General features: G+C 69.6%; 14 protein-coding genes and 1 pseudogene. 6 read left to right on the top strand and 9 right to left on the bottom strand.

Annotated elements, in window-relative coordinates; all coding sequences use genetic code 11:
* Positions 1 to 521: 521 nt before the first annotated feature.
* Positions 522 to 1,640: pseudogene (gene rho / locus ACNNMR_RS23605) on the top strand (transcription termination factor Rho); the annotation flags it as partial.
* Here rho and ACNNMR_RS23600 read toward each other — a convergent pair.
* Both ACNNMR_RS23600 and ACNNMR_RS23595 read right to left on the bottom strand, forming a co-directional pair.
* Positions 1,641 to 2,489, bottom strand: coding sequence for an ABC transporter permease (locus ACNNMR_RS23600; RefSeq protein ID WP_419996671.1), 849 nt, complete (start codon positions 2,487 to 2,489; stop codon positions 1,641 to 1,643).
* Positions 2,486 to 3,487, bottom strand: coding sequence for an ATP-binding cassette domain-containing protein (locus ACNNMR_RS23595; protein WP_419996670.1), 1,002 nt, complete (start codon positions 3,485 to 3,487; stop codon positions 2,486 to 2,488). The genes ACNNMR_RS23600 and ACNNMR_RS23595 overlap by 4 nt, the downstream gene beginning before the upstream one ends.
* A 161-nt stretch (positions 3,488 to 3,648) precedes the next feature.
* Here ACNNMR_RS23595 and ACNNMR_RS23590 point away from each other — a divergent pair, with 161 nt between their 5' ends.
* Positions 3,649 to 6,624 carry a glycine--tRNA ligase gene (locus ACNNMR_RS23590; protein ID WP_419996669.1) on the top strand — a complete coding sequence of 992 codons (2,976 nt, stop codon included), beginning with the start codon at positions 3,649 to 3,651 and terminating at the stop codon, positions 6,622 to 6,624.
* 100 nt (positions 6,625 to 6,724) lie between these two features.
* On the opposite strand, the gene pstB is transcribed toward ACNNMR_RS23590, so the two are convergent.
* The 7 genes from pstB to ACNNMR_RS23555 form a co-directional block, all read right to left on the bottom strand.
* Positions 6,725 to 7,501, bottom strand: a complete 777-nt coding sequence (pstB, locus tag ACNNMR_RS23585) for a phosphate ABC transporter ATP-binding protein PstB (RefSeq protein ID WP_419996668.1) — start codon at positions 7,499 to 7,501, stop codon at positions 6,725 to 6,727.
* Positions 7,502 to 7,517: 16 nt separating this feature from the next.
* Positions 7,518 to 8,591 carry a phosphate ABC transporter permease PstA gene (gene pstA, locus ACNNMR_RS23580; protein ID WP_419996667.1) on the bottom strand — a complete coding sequence of 358 codons (1,074 nt, stop codon included), beginning with the start codon at positions 8,589 to 8,591 and terminating at the stop codon, positions 7,518 to 7,520.
* Positions 8,588 to 9,589: a phosphate ABC transporter permease subunit PstC gene (gene pstC, locus ACNNMR_RS23575; RefSeq protein WP_419996666.1), complete on the bottom strand. Its 1,002-nt coding sequence runs from the start codon at positions 9,587 to 9,589 to the stop codon at positions 8,588 to 8,590. The genes pstA and pstC overlap by 4 nt, the downstream gene beginning before the upstream one ends.
* 115 nt (positions 9,590 to 9,704) lie before the next feature.
* Positions 9,705 to 10,826 carry a phosphate ABC transporter substrate-binding protein PstS gene (pstS, locus tag ACNNMR_RS23570; protein WP_419996665.1) on the bottom strand — a complete coding sequence of 374 codons (1,122 nt, stop codon included), beginning with the start codon at positions 10,824 to 10,826 and terminating at the stop codon, positions 9,705 to 9,707.
* Positions 10,827 to 11,032: 206 nt separating this feature from the next.
* A complete protein-coding gene (locus ACNNMR_RS23565) occupies positions 11,033 to 11,782 on the bottom strand; it encodes a response regulator transcription factor (RefSeq protein WP_419996664.1) in 750 nt (249 codons plus the stop codon).
* Positions 11,782 to 12,804 (bottom strand): PstS family phosphate ABC transporter substrate-binding protein, encoded by a 1,023-nt coding sequence (locus ACNNMR_RS23560; protein ID WP_419996663.1) that lies wholly within the window; start codon positions 12,802 to 12,804, stop codon positions 11,782 to 11,784. Before ACNNMR_RS23560 ends, ACNNMR_RS23565 begins: the two co-directional genes overlap by 1 nt.
* Positions 12,805 to 13,020: 216 nt before the next feature.
* Complete coding sequence (locus ACNNMR_RS23555) at positions 13,021 to 13,284, bottom strand: Uma2 family endonuclease (RefSeq protein WP_419996662.1); 264 nt, start codon at positions 13,282 to 13,284, stop codon at positions 13,021 to 13,023.
* Between the two features lie 376 nt (positions 13,285 to 13,660).
* Between ACNNMR_RS23555 and ACNNMR_RS23550 the strand changes: the two genes are divergently transcribed.
* Genes ACNNMR_RS23550 through metG form a run of 4 tightly spaced genes read left to right on the top strand, consistent with a single transcriptional unit; the run spans position 13,661 to position 17,507 of the window.
* Entirely contained in the window at positions 13,661 to 14,212 is a 552-nt protein-coding gene (locus ACNNMR_RS23550; protein WP_419996661.1) for a Uma2 family endonuclease, read from the top strand.
* Between the two features lie 54 nt (positions 14,213 to 14,266).
* A complete protein-coding gene (locus ACNNMR_RS23545; protein ID WP_419996660.1) occupies positions 14,267 to 15,367 on the top strand; it encodes a dihydrodipicolinate reductase in 1,101 nt (366 codons plus the stop codon).
* Positions 15,367 to 15,858 (top strand): carboxymuconolactone decarboxylase family protein, encoded by a 492-nt coding sequence (locus tag ACNNMR_RS23540; RefSeq protein ID WP_419996659.1) that lies wholly within the window; start codon positions 15,367 to 15,369, stop codon positions 15,856 to 15,858. Before ACNNMR_RS23545 ends, ACNNMR_RS23540 begins: the two co-directional genes overlap by 1 nt.
* A gap of 41 nt (positions 15,859 to 15,899) precedes the next feature.
* Positions 15,900 to 17,507 carry a methionine--tRNA ligase gene (gene metG, locus ACNNMR_RS23535; RefSeq protein WP_419996658.1) on the top strand — a complete coding sequence of 536 codons (1,608 nt, stop codon included), beginning with the start codon at positions 15,900 to 15,902 and terminating at the stop codon, positions 17,505 to 17,507.
* The last annotated feature ends 36 nt before the right edge of the window (positions 17,508 to 17,543 follow it).

The raw sequence follows: 17,543 nt of genomic DNA, 5'->3' as shown, positions 1-17,543 counted from the left end.
GGGGCAAGCAGGGCCGCCCGGTGCGGCGGGGCGGGCGAGGGCGGGAGGGCGCGCTCGCGCACGGCAGGGACCCGCGGGGAGGACAGGAGCGCAGGCTCGCCGCCCGCCCGGCAGCCACCCGCGCCCGAAGCCGGGAGCACACGCTCGCCACCCGCCCGGCAGCCACCCGCGCCCGAAGCCGACCGCGCTCCTCACCCCCGCGGAGCGGAGCAACGGGTGGGTGGGTGGGCATGCAGTGTGGTGCGTGCCACATCGGGACCAGGCGGTGGGGTGCTACTCTGCGCAGTAGCACGTGTGGCTTGCTGGCATTGATCCAGCGCCCGTGCAGTTCATTCGGCTCCCGGAATTGTTTCCGGCGGTCTCTCTGGATCGGCTCCCCCAGCCGGAGCCCTCTGTATCGCGGTGCATCACCGCATCGTGTTTCTTGCGCTGAGGCGCGCCGTCAGGCGCATCGACTCGCGCTCCTGCCGTCTCGTCCTGAAAGGACAACTCCCATGAACACCAACGAACTTGAACCCACACCCGTATCCGGCGTCGTCGACCTCGCCGGGAGCAATGCCTTCCTCAGGACGGACGGCATGCTTCCCGGGCCGGACGACGTGCACATCCCGCAGCACCTGATGCGCCGCCACGGCCTCCGCCGCGGCGACCTCGTCACCGGTGCCGTAAAGCCGGGCGCCACTAAGCCCGGCGCCAGCAGCCGCAAGGCCCCGCCCCTCGATCGCGTCGACGCCGTCAACGGCGGCAGCCCCGAACAGGCCGCCGCGCGGCCGAAGTTCGCCGAGCTGACGCCGCTCTATCCGCAGGACCGGATCCGGCTCGAGAACGGCGCCGCGAGCCTCACGAACCGGGTCATCGACCTGGTCTCCCCCGTCGGCAAGGGCCAGCGCGGCATGATCGTCGCGCCGCCGAAGACCGGCAAGACCATGATCCTGCAGTCGATCGCCGCCGCGATCGAGGCCAATCACCCCGAGTGCCACCTGATGGTGGTGCTGCTGGACGAGCGGCCGGAAGAGGTCACCGATATGCGCCGCACCATCAAGAGCGGCGAGGTGCACGCCTCCACCTTCGACCGGCCCGCCAAGGACCACACCGCCCTCGCCGACCTCGCGATCGAGCGCGCCAAGCGGATGGTCGAGGACGGCAAGGACGTCGTCGTGCTGCTCGACTCGCTCACCCGGCTCTGCCGCGCGTACAACAACAGCGCGCCCGGCAACGGCCGCACCCTCTCCGGCGGCGTCGACGCCGGCGCCCTGCACCACCCGAAGCGGATCTTCGGTGCCGCCCGCAACATCGAGGACGGCGGCTCCCTCACCATCCTCGCCACCGCCCTCGTCGAGACCGGCTCCCGCGCCGACGACTACTACTTCGAGGAGCTGAAGTCGACCGGCAACATGGAGCTGCGGCTCGACCGCTCCCTCGCCGACAAGCGGGTCTTCCCCGCCGTGGACGTGGACCCCTCCGGCACCCGCCGCGAGGAGATCATCACCTCCACCGAGGAGCTGGATGCCGTACGGCGGCTGCGCCGGGCGCTCGCCGAGCGCGATGGCCAGGGCACGGAGCTGCTGCTCACCCAGCTGAAGAAGACCGACTCCAACGCCGCCTTCCTGCGCCAGCTGACCCTCACGACGGCTGCCTGATCACTTGCGGCTGTACAGCCGCATCGTGATCGGACCGAAGACCGCGATGAACAGCCCCGCCCAGCCCAGCGTCCAGGCGATCTCGGCCGCCGGCCAGTCCCCCTCCATCAGCCCGCGCACCGCATTCGTCAGATGCGTGACCGGCGAGTTGTTGACGAAGGCCTGCAGCCAGCCCGGCATCGTCTTCGGCTCTACGAAGATGTTGCTGAGGAAGGTCAGCGGGAACAGGAACATCATGCTGACGCCCATCACCGACTTCTCACTGCGCAGCAGCAGCCCGAACATCGTCCACACCCACGAGAACGCGAACGAGAACACGATCAGCAGCGCCACCCCGAGCAGCACCCCGATCACCCCGCCGTCCGGCCGGAAGCCGATCGCCAGGCCGACCGCGAGCATCACGATCGACGCGATGGTGTAGCGCAGCGCGTCGCCGAGGAGATAGCCGACCATCACCGACGGCCGCCAGATCGGCAGCGTACGGAACCGGTCGAAGACGCCCTTCTCGATATCGGTGTTGACCGAGACGCCCGTGTACATCGTGATCATCACGACGCTCATCACGAGGATGCCGGGCAGCAGGAACTGCACATACGCGTCCACGGAGCCGGCCAGCGCGCCCCCGAAGAGGTACGTGTACATCAGCACCATCATGATCGGGAAAGCCGTGACGTCGAAGAGCTGCTCCGGCACGTGCTTGATCTTCAGGATCGCCCGCCACCCGAAGGTGATCGATGTGGACAGCGCGCTCGGGCGCGGCGGCCGGTCCTTCGAGACCAGCAGCTCGGCGAGCGATTCGGTGGCGACCGGCGCGAGTTCCGCGCCTTCGGTGACAGTGCTCGTACTCATGCCGAGACCTCCTCGGATGCGGATGCGGATGCCGTGCGGTCGGTGAGGGCGAGGAAGACCTCATCCAGGCTGGGCTGCCCCAGCGCGAAGTTGTCCACCGTGATCCCCGCGCGGGCCAGCTCCGACAGCACCCGCGAGGCCTGCTCGGCAGCCTGCTCGCCATTGCCGTCCGTGCCGACCCGGGCCGTCAGCGCGACCGGGTCCGGCTCCAGCTGCACCTGCGCGTCCAGGCAGTGCGCCAGCACCCGCTCCGCCTCCGGCCGCTGCTCGGCCTCGCGCAGCCGCAGATGCACGGACCCGGCGCCGACGGACGCCTTCAGCTCGCCCTTCGTGCCCTCGGCGATGACCTTGCCCTTGTCGATGACGGCGATACGGGACGCGAGCTGGTCGGCCTCGTCCAGATACTGGGTGGTGAGCAGCACGGTCGTGCCCTGCGCGACCACCGCCCGCACGATGTCCCACACCTGATTGCGGCTGCGCGGGTCGAGCCCGGTCGTGGGCTCGTCCAGAAACAGCAGGTCAGGGGTGGACAGAATCGACGCCGCGATGTCGATGCGGCGCCGCATGCCGCCCGAATAATGCTTCACCTGCTTCGCCGACGCCTCCGTCAGCCCGAAAGCCTCCAGCAGCTGCGCCGACCGCTGCCGGGCCGCCACCTTCCCGTGCCCGAGCAGCCGCCCCAGCAGCACCAGGTTCTCGGTGCCGGTCAGATCCTCGTCCACCGACGCGTACTGCCCGGTGAGGCTGACCCGGCTGCGTACCGCATCCGCCTCCCGCACCACGTCGTGGCCGAAGACATGCGCCTCGCCGCCGTCCGGTCGCAGCAGCGTGGCCAGCACCTTTACCGTCGTGGTCTTCCCGGCGCCATTGGGCCCCAGCACCCCGTAGACCGTGCCGCGCGGCACGATCAGATCCACCCCGTCCACGGCCCGGGTCTCGCCGAAGACCTTCACCAGCCCTGCGGTCTCGATCGCCGGGCCGTTCGGGTCGTACGCCATGAGCTTTCCTCTCGACAAGCGGGCCGTCCAGCCCGTTCTCCTAGGGCTCCACTCTCAGACCTAAAGCAAAGTTCAAGTCAAGAACTTCCCATACGTATGGACTCCTGGGCCAAGCATTTCTCATCGCACTGACAACGGCCTCCGTGCCAGACTTTTGCCGCATGGTCACCATGCAAGACGCACTCCTCGCGCTGAACGCCTACTGGACCAAGCGCGGCTGCCTCACCGCGCAGCCGATGAACAGCGAGGTCGGCGCCGGCACGTTGAACCCGGCGACCTTCCTGCGGGTCCAGGGTCCCGAGCCGTGGCGGGTGGCCTATCCCGAGCCCAGCGTCCGCCCGGACGACTCGCGTTACGGGGAGAACCCCAACCGGCTGCAGACCCACACCCAGTACCAGGTCATCCTCAAGCCCGAGCCCGGCAACGCCCAGGACCTCTACCTCGGCAGCCTCAAGGCCCTCGGCATCGACACCGCCGCCCACGACATCCGCTTCGTCGAGGACAACTGGGCCTCGCCCGCGCTGGGCGCCTGGGGGCTCGGCTGGGAGGTGTGGCTGGACGGCCTGGAGATCACGCAGTTCACGTACTTCCAGCAGGCCGGCGGGATCTCCCTCGACCCGGTGAGCGTGGAGATCACGTACGGGATCGAGCGGATCCTGATGGCGCTGCAGGGCGTCGGCCACTTCAAGGACATCGCGTACGCGGACGGGATCTCGTACGGCGAGGTCTTCGGGCAGGCCGAGTACGAGATGAGCCGCTACTACCTCGACGAGGCCGGTGTCGAGGCGAACCGGGCGCTCTTCGAGACCTACGCCGGCGAGGCGCGCCGGATGCTCGACGCGCGGCTGCCCGTGCCGGCCTATTCGTACGTCCTCAAGTGCTCGCACACCTTCAACGTCCTCGACGCCCGCGGCGCCATCTCCACCACCGAACGCGCCCGCGCCTTCGCCCGCATGCGCCGGCTGGCACACGAGGCGGCGCAGCTGTGGGCCGAGCGGCGCGCGGAGCTCGGGCATCCGCTGGGGGTCGCCGAGCCGCCGGCGACGCCCACCCCACCCCGCGAGGCCACCGACGAGGTGGACGGGCCGCAGACGCTGATCTTCGAGATCGGCGTCGAGGAGCTGCCCGCCGCCGAGGTCGGCCGGTCGGCGGAGGCGGTACGCGCGGCGCTGGAAGCGCTGCTCGGCGGCACCCGGCTGCGGACGACCGGGCTGTACGTGAAGGCCACCCCGCGGCGCATCGTCGCGATGCTCGGCGGGGTGGAGCCGCGCGAGGACGACTGGGAGGAGACGGTGCGCGGCCCGCGCGTGGCCGCCGCCTTCGACGAGAACGGCCAACCCACCCCGGCAGCCGAGGGGTTCGCCCGCGGCCAGGGCCTGGAGGTCGCCGATCTGGGCCGCGCCCCATACGGCGCGCACGAGCACGTCACCGCCACCCGCCGGATCACCGGCCGCCCCGCGGCCACCGTCCTCGCCGAGCTGCTGCCGCAGGTCGTCACCGGCCTGCGGGCGGAGAAGAACATGCGCTGGCAGGCGCCCGGGCTCTCCTTCAGCCGCCCGGTGCGCTGGCTGCTCGCCCTGCTCGGCGACGACGTGGTCCCGTTCACCGCGGGCAACCTCGCCTCCGGCCGCACCACGCACCTCCACCGGACGGCCGCGCAGCCCGCCGTGGACGTGGCGACCGCGTACGAATACTGGGCTTTCCTCGCCGAGCACGGCGTGATCGCCGACGGCGGCACCCGGCGCCGCCTCGTCGCCCGGCACGCCGTCACCCTCGCCGAGCAGGCGGGCGGGACCGTCGACACCACGGCGGAGGCGGCGCTGATCGACGAGATCGCCGACCTCGTCGAATACCCGACGGCCATCCGCGGGTCCTTCGAGCCGCGCTACCTGGAGCTGCCCGCCGCCATCCTCACCACCGTCATGCGCAAGCACCAGCGCTATCTGCCGGTCCTGGACGCCGACGGCGCGCTGCTGCCGCACTTCGTCGTGATCGCGAACGGCGACTGCGACCACGGCCTCGTACGGGCGGGGAACGAGGCGGTGCTGCGGGCCCGCTACGAGGACGCCGCGTTCTTCTGGCGCGCCGACCTCGACACCCCGCTCACGCGGATGAAAGACAAGCTCGCCCTCCTCACCTTCGAGGAGCGGCTCGGCTCCATGGCCGACCGCGCCGACCGCATCGCCGCCGTCGCCCGCCGCCTCGCGGAGGCCACCGAGCTGACCGGGGACGAGGCCGCGACCCTCGAAAGGGCCGCGCAGCTGGTCAAGTTCGACCTCGGCTCGCAGATGGTCACCGAGCTCTCCAGCCTCGCCGGCGTCATGGCCCGCGAATACGCGCTCCGGGCCGGCGAGCCCCCGGCCGTCGCCCAGGCGCTCTACGAGACCGAGCTCCCCCGCTCCGCCGCGGACGCCGTCCCCGACTCGCTCCCCGGCGCCCTGCTCGCCCTCGCCGACCGCCTCGACCTGCTCACCGGGCTCTTCGCGCTCGGCTCCGCACCGACCGGCAGCTCCGATCCGTACGGGCTGCGCCGGGCCGCGCTCGGCGTCGTCGCGATCCTGCGCCGGCACCCGCGCCTCGCCGGGCTCACCCTGGCCGACGGGCTGGCGGCGGCGGCCGCCGAGCAGCCGGTGCCGGTGAGCGGCGAAGTCCTGGCCGAGGCCGAGCAGTTCGTACGGCGCCGCCTGGAGCAGCTGCTGCTGGAGCGTGGGCATGCCGTCGATCACGTACGGGCCGTACTGCCCGTCGCGGCGTCCCCGGCCCGTACCGAAAAGATCCTCGGCGAGCTGGAGAAGCTCGCCGGCACCGAGGACTTCGCGCGGGTCGCGGCCGCCGTCCAGCGGGTCCGGCGGATCGTCCCCGCGGGCACGGCGGCCGACTACGACCCCGCGCTCTTCGCCGAGCCCGCGGAGGAGGCCGTCCACCACGAGCTGCAGCGCACCCGCGGTGCCCTGGCGGGCGACACCGGCCCGGCCCGCTTCACCGCTGAGGCGAAGCGGCTCGCCGTCGCCGTGGACCGCTTCTTCGACGAGGTGCTGGTGATGGCCGAGGACCCGGCGGTACGCGCCAACCGCCTCGGGCTGCTCGCGGCCGTCCAGGCGCTCGCCGGGCCGGTGCTGCACTGGGAGCAGCTGTAGAAAAGGAGCGGCCCCGCCCCCTCGCACGCCGGGGGCGGGGCCTTACGTCCTGCGGCGGCACCGCCATGCAGCGCCGCAGGACGAGACTGGGGGACCTGTCTCAGCCGAAGCGGCCGGAGACGTAGTCCTCGGTGGCCTGGACCGACGGGTTCGAGAAGATCCGCTCGGTGTCGTCCAGCTCGATCAGCTTGCCGGGCTGACCGACGGCCGCCAGGTTGAAGAAGGCGGTACGGTCCGAGACGCGGGCCGCCTGCTGCATGTTGTGCGTGACGATGACGATCGTGTACTTCGTCTTCAGCTCGCCGATCAGGTCCTCGATGGCGAGGGTGGAGATCGGGTCGAGCGCGGAGCACGGCTCGTCCATCAGCAGGACCTGCGGCTCGACCGCGATCGCGCGGGCGATGCACAGGCGCTGCTGCTGGCCGCCGGACAGACTCGAACCCGGGCGGTTCAGACGGTCCTTGACCTCGTTCCAGAGGTTGGCGCCCTGGAGGGACTTCTCCACGACCGCGTCCAGCTCGGACTTCTTGTAGCGGCCGTTGAGCTTCAGGCCCGCCGCCACGTTGTCGTAGACCGACATCGTCGGGAACGGGTTCGGGCGCTGGAAGACCATCCCGACCGTGCGGCGGACCGCGACCGGGTCCACGCCCGTCGCGTACAGATCCTCGTCGTCGAGCATCACCTTGCCCTCGACGCGGCCGCCGGGGGCGACCTCGTGCATGCGGTTCAGGGTGCGGAGGAAGGTGGACTTGCCGCAGCCGGACGGGCCGATGAAGGCGGTCACGGACTTGGGCTCCACGGTCATCGAGATGTCCTCGATGGCCTTGAACTTGCCGTAGTAGGCGCTGAGGCTGCCGATGTCGATTCGCTTGGCCATGGTTACGTCACTTCTTTCAGCGGCCGGAGGACTTGGGGGCCTTCCAGCGGGCGATGCCGCGGGCCACCAGGTTGAGGATCATGACGACGGCGATCAGGGTGAGCGCTGCGGCCCAGGCCCGGTCGTAGGAGGGCTCGTTGCCCTGCGCCCACTGCTCGTAGACGTAGAGCGGGAGCGCGGCCTGTGCGCCTTCGAAGGGGTTGCCGTTGATGATCGGGTTGCCGAAGGCGAGGAGCAGCAGCGGGGCAGACTCACCTGCGATACGGGCGATCGCGAGCATGACGCCCGTGGTGATGCCGCCGATCGAGGTCGGCAGGACCACCTTCAGGATCGTCCGCCACTTAGGCACACCGAGCGCGTACGAGGCTTCCCGCAGCTCGTTCGGGACGAGCTTCAGCATCTCCTCGGTGGACCGGACGACCACCGGCATCATCAGGATGGCGAGCGCGAACGCCGCGGCGATGCCCGAGTAGTTGAAGCCCATCATCATGATCCACAGGGTCAGGATGAAGAGACCCGCGACGATCGACGGGATGCCCGTCATGACGTCCACGAAGAAGGTGACCGCCTTCGCGAGCTTCCCCTTCCCGTACTCGACCAGATAGATCGCGGTCAGCAGCCCGATCGGGGTGGCGATCAGCGTCGCGATGCCGACCTGCTCCAGGGTGCCGAGCAGGGCGTGGTACGCGCCGCCGCCCGGCTTGAGGCTGACCACACCGGCCATGGAGTGGGAGAGGAAGGCGCCGTCGAGGACCTTCGAGCCACGCTCGACGGTCTCCCAGATGAGGGAGGCCAGCGGGATCACGGCCAGCAGGAAGGCGACCCAGACGAGCGCCGTGGCGACCCGGTCCTTGGCCTGCCGCTTGCCTTCCACAGCCGTGGAGATGGCGTACTGGCCGAACACGAAGATCAGCGCGGCGATCAGGCCCCACTGGATGCGGCTGGAGAGGTCGAAGGCGAGGCCGACGCCGACACCGATCACGGCCGAGCCGGCGGCGATCGCCGCCGGGGCCCACTTGGGCAGCCGGGGCTGGTGGATGTGCAGCGCGTCCGTGCGGCCCGCGGCGGGGGTGAGAGTCTGCGTGGTCATGCGTTGGCCCCCGAGTACTCCTTGCGGCGGGCGATGATCAGCCGGGCGGCGCCGTTCACCAGCAGGGTGATCACGAAGAGGACGAGGCCGGAGGCGATCAGCGCGTCACGGCCGAAGGTGCCGGCCTCCTTGAAGGCGGCGGCGATGTTCTGTGCGAAGGTGCCGCCGCCCGGGTCCAGGATCTTCTCGGAGATGATCGCCGAGGGGCCGAGCACGGTGGCCACGGCCATGGTCTCGCCGAGCGCGCGGCCGAGGCCCAGCATCGAGGCGGAGATGACGCCGGAGCGGCCGAACGGCAGCACCGACATGCGGATGACTTCCCAGCGGGTGGCGCCGAGCGCCAGGGCCGCCTCCTCGTGCATCCGCGGCACCTGCGCGAAGACCTCGCGGGAGACGTTGGTGATGATCGGCAGGATCATGATGGCGAGGAGGATGCCGACGGTCATCAGCGACCGGGCGGCGCCGCCCTCGTAGCTGAAGACCCCGGTCCAGCCGAAGTATTCGTCCAGCCAGGTATACGGGCCGGTGAGCTGCGGGACCAGGAAGAGCGCGCCCCACAGGCCGTAGACGATCGAGGGGACCGCGGCCAGCAGGTCGATCACGTACGCGATGGGGCCGGAGAGCCGGCGCGGCGCGTAGTGGGTGATGAAGAGGGCGATGCCGACGGCGATCGGCACGGCGATGATCATCGCGATCAGCGAGGAGACGATCGTGCCGAAGGCCAGCACCGCGATGCCGAAGGACGGCGGGGTGAGGTTGGCGTTCCACTCGAAGGTCGTGAAGAAGTTGCCGTGGTTGCCGGATATCGCCTTGGCGCCGCGGTAGGCGAGGAAGGCGGCGATCGCGGCCATGATCACCAGGAGGGTGATGCCGGCGCCGCGGGAGAGGCCGCTGAATATCTTGTCGCCCCGGCGGCCCGTCGAAGTGTCCGAGGACTTCAGCCTCTTGTCCTGGGGACTCGGCGGCGGTGCCGGGGCCGAGTCGGAAAGTGTCGTCATGATTGCTCCGGTCTGCGGATGTTGCGGCGGCGGTGCACCGGACGGTGGGCCGGTCCTCGTGGCTTACGGGACCGGCCGCACCGGTACTGCGAAGGTGGTGCTTTCCAGCGGAAGGTCAGGAGATCGACTCAAGCGTCGAGCGGACCTTGGTGATGACCTCGTCGGGCATCGGCGCGTAGCCGAGCTCGGTCAGGCTGCCCTGGCCCTGCTCACTGGCGACGTAGCCGAGGAAGGACTTGACGGACTTGAGGGTGTCCGGCTTGTTGCCCTTGTCGCAGACGATCTCGTACGTGAGGAGCGTGATCGGGTACGCGCCGTCGGCCTTGGTCGTGTAGTCCAGCTCCATCGCCATGTCGGGGGCCGTGCCGACGACCTTGGCCGCGGCGATCGCCTTGGAGGCGTTCTCGCTGGTGGCCTCGACCGGGGCGGAGGCGCCCGTGTCGACCTTGGCGGTCGGGATCTTGTTGGAGGTGGCGTAGGAGAGCTCGACGTAGGAGATCGAGTTCTTGACCTGCTTCACCTGGGAGGCGACACCGGCGGAGCCGTTGGCGCCCTGGCCGACCTTGTTCGGCCACTTCTTCTCGGGCTCGTACTTCCAGCCGCCCGCGCCCTTCAGGTACTTGGTGAAGTTGTCCGTGGTGCCGGACTCGTCGGAGCGGTGGAAGGGCTGGATCGCGGCGCCCGGGAGCTTGGCCTCGGGGTTCAGCTTCTTCAGCGCCGGGTCGTTCCACTTGGTGATCTTGCCGTCGAAGATGGCGGTCAGCGTCTTGGCGTCCACCACCAGGTCGTCGACGCCCGCGACGTTGAAGACGACGGCGATCGGGCCGCCGACCATCGGCAGGTTGATGCCCTGGCCGCCCTTGCAGACCTTCTTGGAGGCGGCGACCTCTTCGGGCTTCAGCGGCGAGTCGGAGCCGGCGAAGGCGACCTTGCCGGAGTTGAAGGACTCGATGCCGGTGCCGGAGCTGTTGCCCGGGTAGTTGATCGTGACGCCGGAGCAGGCGGCGGAGTAGTCCTTGGCCCACTGCTCGACCGCGTTCTTCTGCGCGGAGGAGCCGTCGGCGAGCAGCTGCCCGCTGCCGGCGCACTTGATGTCACCGGCGTTGGCGGCGGGCTTGCCGTCGCCCCCGTTGTCCGAGTTGTCGTCCGAGCCGCACGCCGTGAGGACCAGGGCGCCGGACACGGCGACGGCGCCAAGGGTTACGGCGCGGAGCCGGTTCTTGCGCTGCAGCTTCACTTTCTGTGTTCCTTCCTGAGGCCGCCACCCGTTGGCGGCGTGCGTACCAGTGGCCGAAATTAGGGATGGCCGATGAAGCGTCCGATTGACCCAGGTGAACGAGGAGCGAACTCCCGCCGTCCATGCGGTGCCCCGGGCCCAACGATCTTTTGAATCGGGGGTGTTAGTCGCGACATGGCATCTTCTGTCCGTTATTTGCGTTCTACTCAAGGCGCCGGCGGTACGAAGCGATAGCCGACATTGCGGACCGTGAGGATGACGCCCGGGTCGTGCGGGTCGTCGCCGATGCGGTCGCGGAGCCGCCGTATATGGACGGCGATGGTGTTGGACTTGGGTGCGGTGGCGCCCCACAGCTCGGCGCTGATCTGGTCGCGGGTGACGACCTTCTCGGCGTTCGCCACCAGCAGGTGCAGCAGCTTGAACTCCCGCAGCGGCAGCTGCACAAGCCGCCCCCGCACCCGCGCCTCGAAGGTTGCCGGGTTGATGCTGTACGGACCGGAGCTCACCTCGGCGTCCACCGGCGCCGCCGCGGCCTGGGTGGCGCCACCGAGCAGCTTCAGCACTTCGTACGGGCGATACGGCCGGGCCACGCAGGCGCTGGCCCCCGCGGTCAGCGCCGCCACCGCCTCCTCGGCGTCGTCGGGCCCCACCCCGATGACGACGGGCGTGGCGCACCGCCGCCGTACCACCTCAACGACCTGCGGCCCGGGGACGAGCGGCAGCTTCGCGCTCACCAGCACCGCCTCCGGAGCCTGCAGCCCGGTCTGCAGCAGCGCCTCGGCGCCGTCGGCGCAGAACACCACCTTGATCTGGTGTCCGGCGAGGTGCTCGGCGAGGTCGTGGGCTATCTGCTCGTCGGGGTCGGCGAGCACGAGTATCCGGTCGCCGGGGGCGCGCTGGGCGGGCAGCACCGGCCGGGGTGCGATGGTCTGCATCGCCTGCTGATCGGCGGCCATCAGTCGTCCTCCGCCTCTGCGGTCTTCGCGATCTTCGCGAGCCCGGACTTCAGCTCGGCGGCCTGCTTCTTGCTGAGCGGCAGGTAGTGCGCGGCTTTGGCGGCGGCGGCATGGTTGCGCAGGTAGAACTCCACGAACTGCCGCACTTCGTCGCGCTGCAGCGACTTGTCGGACGTATAGATGAAGAGCGGACGGGACAGCGGGGCGTACGTCCCGTTCTGCACCGTCTTGGTATTCGGGCTCACGCAGCCGTCACCGGAGTCGACAGCGAGGGCGCGGAGCTTGTCGCGGTGGGCCGCGAAGGAGGTGTACGGGAGATACCCGAGGCCGACCTTGTCGCCGCCGATGCCCTTGGCGATCTCGCCGCCCGTGTCGGAGATGTCGTAGTCGGCGCGGGAGGCCTTCTCCTCGCCGTTGACCGTCTCGGTGAAGAAGTCGAAGGTGCCGTGCTCGGTGCCCGGGCCGAAGAGGTGCAGCGGCTTGTCGGGGAGCTCGGGGTCGATCTGGTTCCAGCGCTTGATCTCCGAGCCGGGCTCCCAGATGCGCTTGAGGTTCTTGACCGAGATGCAGTCGATCCAGTCGACGGAGCGCGGCACGGCCACGGTCACCGCGTCATTGGCGACGGGGAACTCGTGGAACTTCACCTCCCACGTCGCGCACGACTCCTTCTCCTCGATCTTGATCGGGCGGGAGGCGTCGGAGATGTCCGTACGGCCGCGGCAGAAACTCTCGAAGCCGGCACCGGTGCCATTGGCGGCAATCTTCACGCGCCCGCCGTCCTGCTCCTTGCCGTACAGCTTCCTCGCGGCCTCGGTGAGCGGCGCGACGGTGGTCGACCCGTCGACCTTGACGCCCCCGGCAGGCGGCTCGCCATCACCGGGCGCCGCTGCGGCCGCGGCCTCTTCGGCCCCGCTCGGCGAGTCATCACTGCCGCAGCCGGCCAACGCCACGACGGCCAGCAGCGCCACTGCCGTTGCCGCGGCGCGGGGCGCGATTCGCGGGTGGGAGGGGAGCACGTTCACGGCCGTCAGTCCTCGACTCGGGGGATACGGCGGGACGTTGCTCCCGCCTTCCGCCTATCGAAGAACCGCCCGGCGGACAGCACGGGGTGACGGTGGTTAACGCAAGGTGAACTTCGCCGAGCGAGTGGGTGAGGCCGTTATCGGGGCGTTATGAAGTTGGGGTGTGGGGTGAACTGCGGTGCATTTGCGGCAATTTCGCCGAACTGCGCCCGGTCCTCAACGCACGTAGTCCTTCGGCTCATCCGTCTGGAGGACGATGCCGACCGGATCCGGGATCGCAATGCTTTGGCCGAACCGGCCGGTGTGCGTATCCCGATATCGCGCCGCGTGCTCATCCGGATTGCTGAACACGGTCACCGTGCTCTCGCCCCGGTCGATCAGCAGGTGGACCGGGATACCGGTAGCGGCGTAGACAGCCGCCTTCCCCATCTGCCCCTGATGGTCGGTGCCATGATCGCGAGCGGTGACCTCTACGGTCATCAGGACGCCAGACACGTCCCTGCCGGTGGCGCCCCGCCTTCAGCCCGAACCCTGGGTAGAGATCCAGCTCTGGGCGGGCCTGCATGAAGTGCTTGATCAGCCATACGACGGTGGTGTTGTGGCTGCCGTCACGCATGCGCATTTCCGTGATCCGGCCACCGATGAACTCAAACCTGACGGCGTCGGAAGCCTTGGCCGCATAACGAGCGATGTCCTCGAATTCCTCCACCTTCGCCCCGGCCGGAGGCGTGGACGTGCGATCCGCCATGGTGCACCCCTTCTGCGCTGCGGCTGCCAGCATGCCGCTGCCGCCAGCGCCCGTGGCGCGCGTCCGGGAGCTGCTACTCGTGTGGGTGATCACGCCTATCCTGGGTGCATGGACAAGACGAACGCGCTGTTGCGACGCTGGCACGATCTCGAGGTGCCCGATGGCATGCGGGTGGAGCTGCTCGACGGCGAGTTCGTCATACAGGCCAACCCGGGCCATGTGCACGACCTCCCCGGACGCAGCCTGGTGCGGCATACCCCGGACCCATTCGAGGCCTGGTACGAGCGCGGGCTGCTGTTGGCCGATGACGACCGTCCCCGCCCGGACATCGTGATCATCCGGAGCGAGGACCGCCCCGCAGACGACGCGGACGCGGACTGGCCAGCCGGAATCGTGCTGGCGGTTGTCGAGGTCGTCTCTACTACTCGCACGGCCATCAAGCGTGACTGGGAGGACAAGCGCGCTCGGTACGCCGAGGTCGGCATCCCCGTCTACCTCATCGTCGACCCGAACGACGCCACCTGGCACGTGCTGCAGTTGGAGGGCCGCGTCTACGTCGAGACCGCCAAGGGCATCTTCGGGCAGCCGCTCACCTTCCCGGAGCCCATGGGCTTCACGGTCCGGACCACGAGCTGGCACCCGTATCCGAAAACTGTCTGACGAACCGTCAGCACACCTCTGGGAACCTCCGCCCTGCCCCGCTACTCTCCGCCCATGCTGTCCACGGTTGTCTGGGGTACCGGAAATGTCGGTCGCGCGGCGATACGGGCCGTGGTGGCCCATCCCGCGCTGGAGCTCTCCGCTGTCGTCGTCAACAACCCCGCCAAGGCCGGCCGCGACGCCGGTGAGCTGGCCGGGCTCGATCAGCACCTCGGGGTCGCCGCGACCACTGACGTCGAGGCCACGCTGGCGGCAGGCCCGCGCGCCGTCGTCTACGCGAGCTCCGGCGACCTGCGCCCCGACGAGGCGCTCGCCGACATCGTCCGCGCCATCCGGGCCGGCGCCGTCGTCGTCACCCCCTCCCTCTACGCGCTCTACGACCCGCCGAGCGCCCCGCCCGAGTTCCGCGACCCCGTCGAGGCGGCCATCGCCGAGGGTGGCGGATCGCTCTTCGTCTCCGGGGTCGACCCGGGGTGGGCCAATGACGTGCTGCCGCTGATGATCACCGGGCTGGGCAGCCGTATCGACGCCGTCCGCTGCCAGGAGATCTTCGACTACTCCTCGTACGACCAGCCGGACGCCGTCCGCGACCTGATCGGCATGGGGCATCCCATGGATTACGAGCCGCTCATGCTGGCCCCGGGCATCCCCACCATGGTGTGGGGCGGCCAGGTGCGGCTGCTCGCGCGGGCCCTCGGCGCGGAGCTCGACCCCGAGATCCAGGAGCATGTCGAGCGGCAGCCGCTCGCCGCCGATGTCAGTACCGAGCAGATGGGCGACTTCGCCGCCGGCACCCAGGGCGCGGTCCGCTTCGAGCTCCGCGGCATCGTCGGCGGCGAGCCGCTCATCGTCGTCGAGCACGTCACCCGCATCCACCCGTCCGCCGCCCCGGACTGGCCGCAGCCGCCCGACGGCATCGGCTCGCACCGCGTGATCGTCGAGGGCCGGCCCCGTATCGAGGTCACGGTCGAGGCCGAGGACGAAGGCGGCAACCGCTCCGCGGGCGGCAACGCCACCGCCGTCGGCCGCCTGGTCAACGCCATCGACTGGCTGGCCGACAGCAAGCCCGGCCTGTACGACGCCCTCGACGTCCCGCTCCGCGCGGCCGCCGGCAGGCTCGGAGGCAAGTCCGCCGGCACACCCGGAGGCAAGTGATGCGCGTCGACGTACCCCCCGGCAAGGACCCCATCGGCTACGTCTGGGGCGAGCTCGTCCCCGGCATCGGCCCAGCCGCCGCCCACCTCTCCCTCGCCGTGTACGAGCACACCACCCTCGGCCTGCGCGAATTCGAGGCCGCCCGGCTGCGGGTCGCGCAGCTCAACGGCTGCGCCTTCTGCCTGGACTGGCGCACCGAGCGGGAGGGCAAGAAGGTCGAGGACGGATTCGCCGAGGCGGTGACCCAGTGGCGTAAGACGGACGCCTTCGACGACCGCACCCGCCTGGCCGCCGAATACGCCGAGCGCTTCGTCACCGACCACCACGGCCTCGACGGCGACGAGGACTTCTGGGACCGCCTCACCGCCCACTACGACCAGCGCGAGCTCACCGAGCTGACCATGTGCCTCGGCTCCTGGCTCGCCTTCGGCCGCCTCAACCGCGTCCTCGGCCTGGACACGGCGTGCACACTCCCGTCTCACGCTCAGTAACCGGTCGATAGCGGTGTCCCCGGGCCAGTAGGATTTCGACCATGGCGGCCACTGGAGAAGAGCAGAAGGGGACGAAGGCGTTCTACGTCACGACCCCCATTTATTACGTGAACGACGCTCCCCACCTGGGCCACGCCTATACGACCGTCGCAGGCGACGTGCTCACCCGCTGGCACCGCCAGCGCGGCGAGAAGGTGTGGTACCTCACCGGCACGGACGAGCACGGTCAGAAGATCATGCGCACCGCCCAGGCCAACGGGGTCTCCCCCCAGGACTGGTGCGACAAGCTCGTCGAGGAGGCCTGGAAGCCCCTCTGGGAGCACCTGGAGATCGCGAACGACGACTTCATCCGCACGACGGAGGACCGGCACACGGCCCGCGTGCAGGAGTTCGTCCAGGATCTTTACGACAAGGGCGAGATCTACCAGGGCGAGTACGAAGGTCCGTACTGCGTCGGGTGCGAGGAGTACAAGTCGCCGGGCGATCTGCTCGACGGCGAGGGCGAGTACGAGGGGCAGAAGCTCTGCCCCATCCACAAGAAGCCCGTGGAGATGCTCAAGGAGGAGAACTACTTCTTCAAGCTCTCCGAGTACGGCCCGAAGCTCCTCGACTTCTACGAGGCCAACCCCGGCTTCATCCAGCCGGAGTCGGCCCGTAATGAAGTCCTGAATGTGGTGCGCGGCGGGCTGCAGGACCTGTCCATCTCGCGCTCGACCTTCGACTGGGGAGTCAGGGTCCCCTGGGACGAGAAGCACGTCATCTACGTCTGGATCGACGCGCTGCTGAACTACGCCACCGCCGTCGGCTACGGCGCCGACCAGGCGAAGTTCGACGAGACCTTCCCGGCCGACGTGCACCTGGTCGGCAAGGACATCCTCCGCTTCCACACCGTCATCTGGCCGGCGATGCTGATGGCGAACGGCCTCCCGCTGCCGAAGAAGGTCTTCGCCAACGGCTGGCTGATGGTCGGCGGCGAGAAGATGTCGAAGTCCAACCTGACCGGCATCAAGCCGCAGGACCTGACCGAGCACTTCGGCGTGGACGCGTACCGCTGGTACTTCCTGCGCGCGATCTCGTACGGCCAGGACGGGTCCTTCTCGTGGGAGGACTTCACCCACCGGTACACGGCAGAGCTCGCCAACGACTTCGGGAATCTCGCTTCCCGGGTCGGCGCGATGACCGTGAAGTACTTCGGCGGCACGCTGCCGGAGGCCGTCTCGCACGGCGAGGCCGAGCAGGCGATCGCGGACGGGCTGGCGACAGCCGTACGAGAAGCCGACACGAAGATCGGTGAGGAGCTGGACTTCGCGGGCGGCATCGCGGCGATCTTCGAGTTCATCAAGCAGGTGAACGGCTACCTGACCGAGCAGGAGCCCTGGAAGGTCGCGAAGGACCAGTCGGAGGAGGGCCAGGCCCGCCTGGCGACCATCCTCTACACCGCGGCGGAGGCGCTGCGGGGCTGCGCGGTGCTGCTCAACGCCGTCATGCCCGCGACCTGCGAGAAGCTGTGGGCGTCGCTGGGCGCGGAGGCGTCGCTGGGCGCGCTGGCGGACCAGAAGGTCGCTGTGGCGGGCGAGTGGGGGAAGCTGCCCGCGGGCGCTTCGGTCACCAAGGGCGCGATCCTCTTCCCCAGGCTCGAAGAGCGCTGAGCACATGAGTGAGCCCGGGCCCCGCGGGGCCCGGGC

This window comes from Streptomyces boninensis (genome assembly GCF_048572725.1).
Taxonomy (GTDB): Bacteria; Actinomycetota; Actinomycetes; order Streptomycetales; family Streptomycetaceae; genus Streptomyces; species Streptomyces boninensis.
This window is presented reverse-complemented; position numbering and strand designations above follow the sequence as displayed.

What these genes read in the sequence shown, in the direction of transcription:
- ACNNMR_RS23565 (WP_419996664.1), bottom strand. Translation starts at nt 11,782, where the DNA reads ATGGCCGCCGATCAGCAGGCGATGCAGACCATCGCACCCCGGCCGGTG.
- pstC (WP_419996666.1), bottom strand. Translation starts at nt 9,589, where the DNA reads ATGACGACACTTTCCGACTCGGCCCCGGCACCGCCGCCGAGTCCCCAG.
- ACNNMR_RS23590 (WP_419996669.1), top strand. Translation starts at nt 3,649, where the DNA reads ATGGTCACCATGCAAGACGCACTCCTCGCGCTGAACGCCTACTGGACC.
- ACNNMR_RS23550 (WP_419996661.1), top strand. Translation starts at nt 13,661, where the DNA reads ATGGACAAGACGAACGCGCTGTTGCGACGCTGGCACGATCTCGAGGTG.
- pstA (WP_419996667.1), bottom strand. Translation starts at nt 8,591, where the DNA reads ATGACCACGCAGACTCTCACCCCCGCCGCGGGCCGCACGGACGCGCTG.
- metG (WP_419996658.1), top strand. Translation starts at nt 15,900, where the DNA reads ATGGCGGCCACTGGAGAAGAGCAGAAGGGGACGAAGGCGTTCTACGTC.
- ACNNMR_RS23545 (WP_419996660.1), top strand. Translation starts at nt 14,267, where the DNA reads ATGCTGTCCACGGTTGTCTGGGGTACCGGAAATGTCGGTCGCGCGGCG.
- ACNNMR_RS23540 (WP_419996659.1), top strand. Translation starts at nt 15,367, where the DNA reads ATGCGCGTCGACGTACCCCCCGGCAAGGACCCCATCGGCTACGTCTGG.
- ACNNMR_RS23595 (WP_419996670.1), bottom strand. Translation starts at nt 3,487, where the DNA reads ATGGCGTACGACCCGAACGGCCCGGCGATCGAGACCGCAGGGCTGGTG.
- ACNNMR_RS23600 (WP_419996671.1), bottom strand. Translation starts at nt 2,489, where the DNA reads ATGAGTACGAGCACTGTCACCGAAGGCGCGGAACTCGCGCCGGTCGCC.
- ACNNMR_RS23555 (WP_419996662.1), bottom strand. Translation starts at nt 13,284, where the DNA reads ATGACCGTAGAGGTCACCGCTCGCGATCATGGCACCGACCATCAGGGG.
- pstB (WP_419996668.1), bottom strand. Translation starts at nt 7,501, where the DNA reads ATGGCCAAGCGAATCGACATCGGCAGCCTCAGCGCCTACTACGGCAAG.